The organism is Sphingobium bisphenolivorans (assembly GCF_000412635.1).
GTDB lineage: Bacteria > Pseudomonadota > Alphaproteobacteria > Sphingomonadales > Sphingomonadaceae > Sphingobium > Sphingobium bisphenolivorans.
In genome coordinates this window covers 335,947-343,997 of the sequence record NZ_ASTG01000003.1, presented here as the reverse complement: position 1 = coordinate 343,997, position 8,051 = coordinate 335,947, and the positions used below count along the sequence as shown (strand labels likewise).

Sequence of the window (8,051 nt, the reverse complement as noted above, 5' to 3'; positions counted from 1 at the left end):
GGCACGGCGGGGCCGCCGACGGGCCACATGGTGATCGCCGCCCGGTCGCGCTCGATCCATGGGCCTTGGGAGAATTGCCCGGCCAATCCGCTGGTGCGCACGACCAGCCTGGATGAGAAATGGTGGTCGCGGGGTCATGCCTCGCTGGTCGAGGCGCCGGACGGCAGCTGGTGGTCGGTCTATCATGGCTTTGAAAATGGCTATTGGACGCTCGGGCGGCAGACGCTGCTCGATTCGGTGGAATGGACCGATGACGGCTGGTTCCGCATGACCGGCGGCGACCTGTCGAAGCCACTCCCAAAGCCGCGCGGCGGCAAGGCGCTGCCGCACGGCCAGCCGCTGTCGGACCGGTTCGACGGCCCGCTGGCACTGGGACGCAAATGGAATTTCTTCAAGCCTGGCCCCGACGAGCAGACGCGGGCAAGGGTCGAGGAGCAAAGCCTGCTGCTCAAGGCGTCCGGGCAGGCGCCGAGCAGTTCATCGCCACTGCTGCTGACAGCCGGCGACCAGGCCTATCAGTTCGAGTGCGACATAGAGATCGAACCGGGCGGGGTTGCGGGGTTGCTCCTCTTCTATGACGAAAAACTGTATTGCGGCCTCGGCTTCGATGAAGCGCGCTTCGTCACCCATCAATATGGGATGGAGCGCGGGCGTCCGGCCAATCCTTATGGCCGGCGATTGCGGATGCGGGTGACGAACAACCGGCATATCATATCGTTCCACCTGTCCGGCGACGGAGGCAAGAACTGGACTCGGTTCGATCGCGGCATGGAAGTGTCCGGCTATCACCATAATGTGCGCGGGGGCTTCCTGTACCTGCGGCCTGGCCTCTATTCTGCGGGGCAGGGAACGGCGCGCTTTCGGGATTTTCGCTTCCGCGGGCTGTAAAAAGACTCGGGAGAGCGGCAGGCATAGCGCCGTTTTGCGGCGGCTTATCGGACGCCGCCGTCCAAGATCCCGTCAAATGAATGATCAATAAGGATTAATAGGCTAAAGTAGAAACGGAAGACTACTCAATCCTCTTCTTGGTCATGAAGATCGCGGTAAACGGGGCTATTCCTTCAAAGTCCTATTTGACAGCTTTACCTGAACTCATCTTGGGCCTGCATCGTGCAGTGCGGCTCGGTTCGTCGCAATATGCACTCCAATTGCCTGCCAGACCGCATGACGCCCCTTGGCTGTTCATGTGGCAGCAAGGTAAATCTGAACAGGCAGAAACTCCATGGCGCTCTCCTGCAGCGCCGTGGCGCATTTTGCGAGTTTAATGGAGGGGGTTCTGACAGCTGGGTACGCCATCACGCGGGACGGCGGTCGGACGAGAAGCTGCGGCGACGCAGGCCCGGCTGGTCGAATTTTGAAGGAGTAGCCTGATGAGTGTCATATCGAAGAGTCCCAAATATCTGCTGATGCTTGCCCTGATCACCGGGGTGTCCTCCGGCAGCCTGTCGGCGCAGACGGCCGACGTGCCCGCGCAGGATCAGCAGCAGCCCGCCGCCGACGTGTCGGCCACCGTCGACATGCCCGCGCAGAACGTCGCAGGCCCAGAGATCAAGGGCATCATTTCCGCGCGGAGCGGCGACAAGATGCAGGTCACGGCCGCTGATGGCACCAAGTCGGTCATCGTCATCAACGACGCGACCAAGATCAGCGCCACCAAGGGCCTGTTCGGCCTTGACCGCGACCGGCTGGCCGCCGCGTCGCTGCTGAACGGCGTGCCGGTGACCGTCAAGACCTGGCAGACGGGCGGCGGCCTGGTGGCGAGCCAGATCAAGCTGACGAGCCGGGATCTCAAGACCGCGTCCATGATCCAGAACGGCACCGCGCAGGGCTTCGAGGAGCAGACCGCAGCCACGGCGGCGCTGCGCGGCCGCATGGGCGAAATCGACCAGTATAATATCAAGGGCACGACCAACGTGAACTTCGACACTGGCAAGGCCGTGCTGTCGGAGCAGGCGAAGAATGACCTGTGCGCCGCGGCGACCGCTGCCGAGGGCATGAGCAACGCCCTGCTGCTGGTCGTGGGCTATACCGACTCCACGGGTGGCGACGAATTCAACCAGCGGCTGAGCGAGAAGCGCGCTGCCCGCGTCGTCAACTATCTGCAGCAGGCCTGCCACTGGAAGCCCTACCGCATGCTGACCCCGACCGGCATGTCGGAATCGGACCCGGTCGCCAGCAACGACACGGTTGAAGGCAAGGCCCAGAACCGCCGCGTCGCGGTGAACATCCTGGTCAGCAAGGCCGTCGACGGCCTGTAAGAAGGCGCGGGGTGGGCGAGCCTACCCCGGCTTTTCGCCTTGGGGTCGGGGGGCTGCCTTACAGCCCCTCCGCCGTCACCCAGTGCGCGCCGGTCAGCTCTCGGGCGAGTGACCAGACCTGCCGCCTGATATCGGGCACGGCGACGATTTCCCAATGCGCGCCCCGGATCATCGGCCCCACTGCGAACAATCTTTGGTGAGCGCTGCCATCGCTGCTGATCGCATGGCACTGGCGATCGACGTCGATGCCGATGGCGAGCGGGTCGGCCCGAATTGCTCCTCGAGCCGCGAGGCGCGCTGTCCAGGCTGAGCGCGCAATCGACCGCCGTCAGCCCGCTGCCGAGCAGCAGGACATCGTCCTGGGGCTGCAACCCCTCGGCGACGTCGGGGCCGAGGGATCATTGACATAAGCGGTGCTTTGCAGACGCGCGAAGGCGGGGAGGTCGTGCGGCGGCAGATTTCCCGGAGCAAGCGCGGCGATATCGGCGTCGACAGTGGCACCAGAACGTAAGATGGCGCGGACGCCGCCGTCGGTCTGGAGCAGGTCGATCGCCTCCTCCGCCAAGGTCGTCAGCCTGCCCTGAGCGCGGCTGCTCACCTCATCGAGCAGGGCGCAGAGATAGGCGCCATAATCCCGGCGTGTGGCGAAGCTGCCTTGCTCGCCCAATCGCCGCGTCGCCAGCCAATCGGCGAAATGATCCGGCTGGTCGGGCAGCGCGCTCATGTTCGCGGCGCGGACGTTCAGGATATGGCCTTCCTGCGCGGCGCCATAGGCAAGGCCGCGGCCCAGCCGGTCGGCCTGCCGCTCGATGATCGTCACCTTGAGCGTGCCGTAGCGCAGCAGATTGATGCCGAGCAGGGTCCCGCTGAACCCTCCCCCGATGATGACCGCTTGATCGACCTTCAGCATGACGCGTGGCTTCGCACACTGCGCCGGCAGGTCAACCGAAGTTTTGGCGATGCGGATTGCAGCCGTCAGAGCGCGCGGGCAAGGCGCGACTGCCCGATCGCCTGCCGCTTCTTGCCGAACCAGAATGACCATAGGGTCAGGCTGCCCAGCAGGGTGAGGGCAAGGCCGGAAAAGGTCATCACCAGCTTGTAGAGCAGGCCGCCGACCTTGGCGGCATGGAGCGGGTAGAGCATGTTATAGATCTTGACCGCCGCTGGCAGGCGCGAGGCGTCGCGCGCCGATACGAGCCGCCCGTCATCCGCCGCGAACCATAATGTCGTGCGGCCATTGGGCAGCCATTCCTCGGGCTTCTTCATGCGCAGCGTGATAAGGCCGTTCTTACCCCTCGGCAGCGAGAGGCTGCGTATCTCCGCATCGGGGAAGCGCTGCTGCGCCGTCAGGATCATGGCGCGCCAGTCGAGCGCCGCCGCTGCCTCGGCCGGCGGTGATTTCGGGGCCTTGATGCTGGCGTCGATCAAGGCAGGAGCGGACGGGCCCAGGATCACCGCCGCCACCGGGCGGAACACCAGGATCGCGCCTGTCAGCAGCGAGAGAAAGAGCAGCGGCGCCGCGATGATGCCCAGATCGCGATGCTGGCGCACGATCGCCGGCCGGCTGAGGCGCTTTGGCAGCAGCCGGAATTCGAAGGTCTGGCGCGTGCGGGTCCAGAGAATCGCGCCGGAAATCACGAAGAAGAGGCCGAGCAGGGCGGCGATGCCGATGATCGTCTCGCCCGTGTCGGCGGCGAACAGATGATGGTGGAGGTCGAACAGCCAGAGTTCTGGCCGCTGCCACTGGCTCTCCCAGCGCGTGACCAGATCGCCCGCCTGAGTGACATAGGCCCCGGCCCCGTCGGCATAGCGCAGCCGGTCGAGCCCGAAGTCCGGCCCGGCGAAGCTGATCATATCGGGCCGGCTCGCGGGATCGGCCATGATCCGTGCGACCGTGCGGGCGATGACCGCGCTATCCCGCACCTGCGGGTCCGATGCGTGGGGCAGAAGCACCCAGCTGTCCTTGTGCACCAGCAGCACGCCGGACAGGCCCAGCACCGCCAGCACCAGGCCGATCAGCCCGCCGACCCAGCGGTGCATAAGGTCGAGCGTCTTCAAAAAGCATAGTCCCAGCTGAGCGTGAACGTCCGTCCCCGACCGGCGAAATAGGCCAGATTGTCCGTCGGCAGGCGGGTGTCGCTGCTATAGTCGATATAGAATTTGTCGAACAGGTTCTGGACGCTCAGCCGCACGCCGCCAAAGTTCGTCTGATAGCGGATGCTGGCATCGGTGACATGATAGCCGCCAAAATTATTGCGCTGGTCGGGCTGCGGCCGGCCGGCGTCGGCGTGGAATGTGCGGGACAGGTAGAATTGCGTCTGCACAATCGCGGAAATGGGTCCGCGATCATAAGTCGCCGACAGGTTGACGCGGTCGGGCGAGATATTGACGCCATCAAGGTCGGTGTCGACCACGTCGTCGGTATTGCTGTCGTAGCGGCCCTCGATATGCGCATAGCCGATACCGAGCTTCAGCCCGTCGATCGGCATTTGCGCGCGCAGATTGACCTCCAGCCCCTCGATCTCGATGCGCTGGCGCTGCACGTCGAAATTGCGGCCGGTGCCGGGCACGAGCAGCTGGCCCTTGTCGCTGGACGACCAGAAATAGGTGGCGGAGCCGTCGAACGGGCCGCGCTTCACCTCGATGCCGAGTTCGCGATTGTTGGACACGATCGGCTCGATCGCGAGATAGGTATCGATGTCCACCCCGGTCTGGTTGATCGAGCGCGTGATCCGCCCGACATCAGGCGCGGTATAGCCCTCCGCATAGCTGGCATAGGCGCGGATGCCCTCCCATGGCTCCAGGATGATGCCACCATTGAGCAGCACATCATCGAACCTGGGCTTGCCGCCGGCGACATCGACGCCGCCCCAGTAGCGCTGCCCGGCGGGGAGCGTCTGCGTCGTCTGGGCGAGGGTGTGGAAGTCGTCGATCTTGATCTGGACATTTTCCCAGCGCGCGCCGCCCGCGATACGGACCAAACCGTCGAACAGCTTGAGATTGGCCTGCGCAAAGGGCGCGAGGCTGCGGAACTCGGCCGGCGGCACCCAGACGCGGCCGGTGGCGATCAGGCGCTGCTCGGTCTTGTCCCACAGCGCGTCGAAGCCGAGCGTGGCGGTGAGTGCCTCGAACCCCGGGACGGCGCGCTCATAGCTGATCTTGGCGCCGACCTTGCGCGATCGGTTCTGCGATTGGTCGAACAGATCGCCATCGGGCGCGATGCTGGGGTCCTGGAAAGACGCGATGTACCGGCCGCTCGCATCCCGGTTCTCGCCGCCGAACGTGTCGCGTGAGCGGTTGAAAAAGATCTGGCTGACGAAGTTGCCGCCCCAAAGCGCGTTGTCGGTATAGGACAAGGCAAGGCTTTCGGTCCGGTTAGCGGCCGGCACGCCGGGCGAATCGCCGGGCACGGCGCTGGTGGGCAGACCCGTCAGGCGGCGGCCGGGCAGAGCGATGAAGTCCCCGTCGCTCTTCAACTCGAAGCGGCTGGCGATCAGGTCGATGCGGCCGGTGGCGGAAACGGCATAGCCAAGCCGCGCAAAGACGTTCGTCGCCTGCGAATCCTGTGTCTCGCCCTGCGTCAGGTTGAGCCCGACGCGGCGGTCCTGCCCGTCATAGAAAACGCCGCGCTTTTCGTAGGTGGCGCCGACCGTGGCATCGAAATCGCCAGCCTTATATTGGAGCAGCCCGCCAGCCTTTCCGCCGAAACCGTCGGAGTGGAAATCATTGTCCGCCGTACCTTGCAGCAGCACGCGGCCGCCCAGCCCCTCTTGCGTCGGCGCGCCGACCGTGACCTGGTTGACGATGCCGCCGGTGCCGCCGATGCCCTGCAACGCGTTGGAGCCGTAGATCAGCTCCACCCGATCGACGAAGAAGCCGTCGATGGTGAAACCGTCGCGCCCGCCGTCGCGCAGCGGCGTCGACTGGGGAATGCCGTTGATGGCGTAAAGCGGCGAACGGCCGCGCAAGGTTTCGCCCGCACCGGAAAGCTTCTGCCGGGTGGGAGAGAAAGAGGGGGTCAAGGTCGCCACCGCATCGGTGACCGATCCGGAAATCGCGATCTGCTGATCGAGCGCGGCCTTGTCGACCACGTCGATGGTGAGAGGCAGCGCGTTGGCCGGCAGGATGCTGCGCGCCGCCGTCACGATGATCGGGCTGCCCGCTTGCGCGTCCGCTTCTGCCATGGGGGATTGCGCCAGCGCTGCTTGTGCAGCCGACAGCGCGGCGGTGGAGAGCAGGATCAAAATAGCTTTGTGCACGAGTAGCCCCTTTTTCTCGGGCGCTCGCTAGCGAAACATGGCTACTAATGCAAGTCAGTCGCAATGACTGAGCGGCCACGCGTTAAACGGTGACAGGCGTGGTGCGGCGATTCATGTCGCCAAAGACGCGCAGGTAGCGGGCGATCTCTTCGGGCGTTCCGGTCGCCTTTTCGGGATTGTCGGACAGCTTGACCGCCGGGCGGCCATCGGCGCTCACGACCTTGCAGACCAGCGAGATCGGGTCGAGCCCTCCTGCGTCGTCCGGATCGCAGCCGCGAAAATCATTGGTGAGGTTGGTCCCCCAGCCGAAGCTGGTGCGGACGCGACCCTGGAAGTGCCGGTAGGTCGCTTCGATCGATGCCACGTCCATCCCGTCGGAGAAGATCAGCAGCTTGTCGCGCGGATCGCGGTCCTTCGCCCGCCACCAGTCGAGGATCTGTTCGCCCGCAGGGATCGGCGGGGCGCTGTCGGGCCGGAAACCGGTCCAGTCCGCGACCCAGTCCGGCGCGTCGCGCAGGAAGGCGGTCGTGCCGAACGCGTCAGGCAGGACGATCAGCAGATTGTCGCCATAGGCCTGCCGCCATTCGTCCAGCACGCGATAGGGCGCAGCGGCCAATTCGGCATCGTCCTGCGCCAGCGCGGCGGCGACCATCGGCAGCTCATGCGCGTTGGTGCCGATCGCCTCCAGATCGCTGTCCATCGCCAGCAGCACATTCGACGTGCCGATGAAGCGCGGCCCGAGCCCCTCCTTCAGCGCCTCCACGCACCAGCGCTGCCACAGGAAGCCGTGGCGGCGGCGGGTGCCGAAATCGGACAGCATGAGGTCGGGCAGCTGCCTCAGCCGCTCGACCTTGTCCCACAGCTTCGCCTTGGCGCGGGCATAGAGAATGTCGAGCGTGAAGCGGCCCTTGCCGCGCAGGGCGGCGCGCGCGCGCAACTCGTTGACGATGGCGAGGGCGGGAATCTCCCACATCGTCGTGTGCGTCCATGGACCGTCGAAATGCAGTTCGAATTGCCCGTCCACTGCTCGCAGTTCGTAATCTGGCAGCTGGAAATCGCCGAGCCACGTTAGGAAAGCGGGTTCGAACATGCGTGCTTCGCCATAGAAGCTGTTGCCCGCGAGCCAGATCAGTTCCTTCTTGGTTAAGCGCAGCGACCGGGCATGATCGAGCTGCGCGCGCAGTTCGCCTTCATCGATGACTTCCGCCAGCCGGACGGCCCGCGTGCGGTTGATGAGGGCGAAAGTCGCGCGCGTCTCCCGATGCCGCCGCCAGATGAGTTGCAACATCAGCAGCTTGTAAAAGTCGGTGTCGAGCAGGCTGCGCACGATCGGATCGAGCCGCCAGCCATGGTCGTAGGTGCGGGTGGCGATGTCGGTGAGGATCATAAGGAAGACAACTCGGCCGTGAGGAGGAGGCTCCCCCGACGCCGATCAAGCCAAGACGTGCATTGATCATGCGCCCCTTTGGTTTGGACCCGGATCGGCGATCCTCCTATTCCATGGCCGGTACCCGTGGCGGCGATCGCCTTTAAG

The 8,051-nt window shown here is 65.0% G+C and carries 7 protein-coding genes; 2 read left to right on the top strand and 5 right to left on the bottom strand.

Features of this window, described 5'->3' with window-relative positions:
* Both L858_RS0103930 and L858_RS0103925 read left to right on the top strand, forming a co-directional pair.
* The coding region (locus L858_RS0103930; protein WP_028055787.1) for a family 43 glycosylhydrolase at nucleotides 1–888 on the top strand (888 nt) is incomplete at its 5' end.
* 482 nt (nucleotides 889–1,370) lie between these two features.
* Nucleotides 1,371–2,258, top strand: coding sequence for an OmpA family protein (locus tag L858_RS0103925; protein WP_022681841.1), 888 nt, complete (start codon nucleotides 1,371–1,373; stop codon nucleotides 2,256–2,258).
* A 58-nt stretch (nucleotides 2,259–2,316) separates the two neighbouring features.
* On the opposite strand, the gene L858_RS22475 is transcribed toward L858_RS0103925, so the two are convergent.
* From L858_RS22475 to pncB, 5 genes are all read right to left on the bottom strand, one after another.
* Nucleotides 2,317–2,439 carry a hypothetical protein gene (locus L858_RS22475; RefSeq protein ID WP_338010732.1) on the bottom strand — a complete coding sequence of 41 codons (123 nt, stop codon included), beginning with the start codon at nucleotides 2,437–2,439 and terminating at the stop codon, nucleotides 2,317–2,319.
* Nucleotides 2,440–2,586: 147 nt separating this feature from the next.
* On the bottom strand, nucleotides 2,587–3,168 hold the full coding sequence (locus L858_RS0103910; protein WP_028055786.1) for an FAD/NAD(P)-binding protein: 582 nt from the start codon (nucleotides 3,166–3,168) through the stop codon (nucleotides 2,587–2,589).
* Between the two features lie 65 nt (nucleotides 3,169–3,233).
* Entirely contained in the window at nucleotides 3,234–4,316 is a 1,083-nt protein-coding gene (locus L858_RS0103905) for a PepSY-associated TM helix domain-containing protein (protein WP_028055785.1), read from the bottom strand.
* On the bottom strand, nucleotides 4,313–6,442 hold the full coding sequence (locus tag L858_RS0103900; RefSeq protein ID WP_238564920.1) for a TonB-dependent receptor: 2,130 nt from the start codon (nucleotides 6,440–6,442) through the stop codon (nucleotides 4,313–4,315). The genes L858_RS0103905 and L858_RS0103900 overlap by 4 nt, the downstream gene beginning before the upstream one ends.
* A gap of 157 nt (nucleotides 6,443–6,599) precedes the next feature.
* On the bottom strand, nucleotides 6,600–7,904 hold the full coding sequence (gene pncB, locus L858_RS0103895; protein WP_022681838.1) for a nicotinate phosphoribosyltransferase: 1,305 nt from the start codon (nucleotides 7,902–7,904) through the stop codon (nucleotides 6,600–6,602).
* Nucleotides 7,905–8,051: the final 147 nt, after the last annotated feature.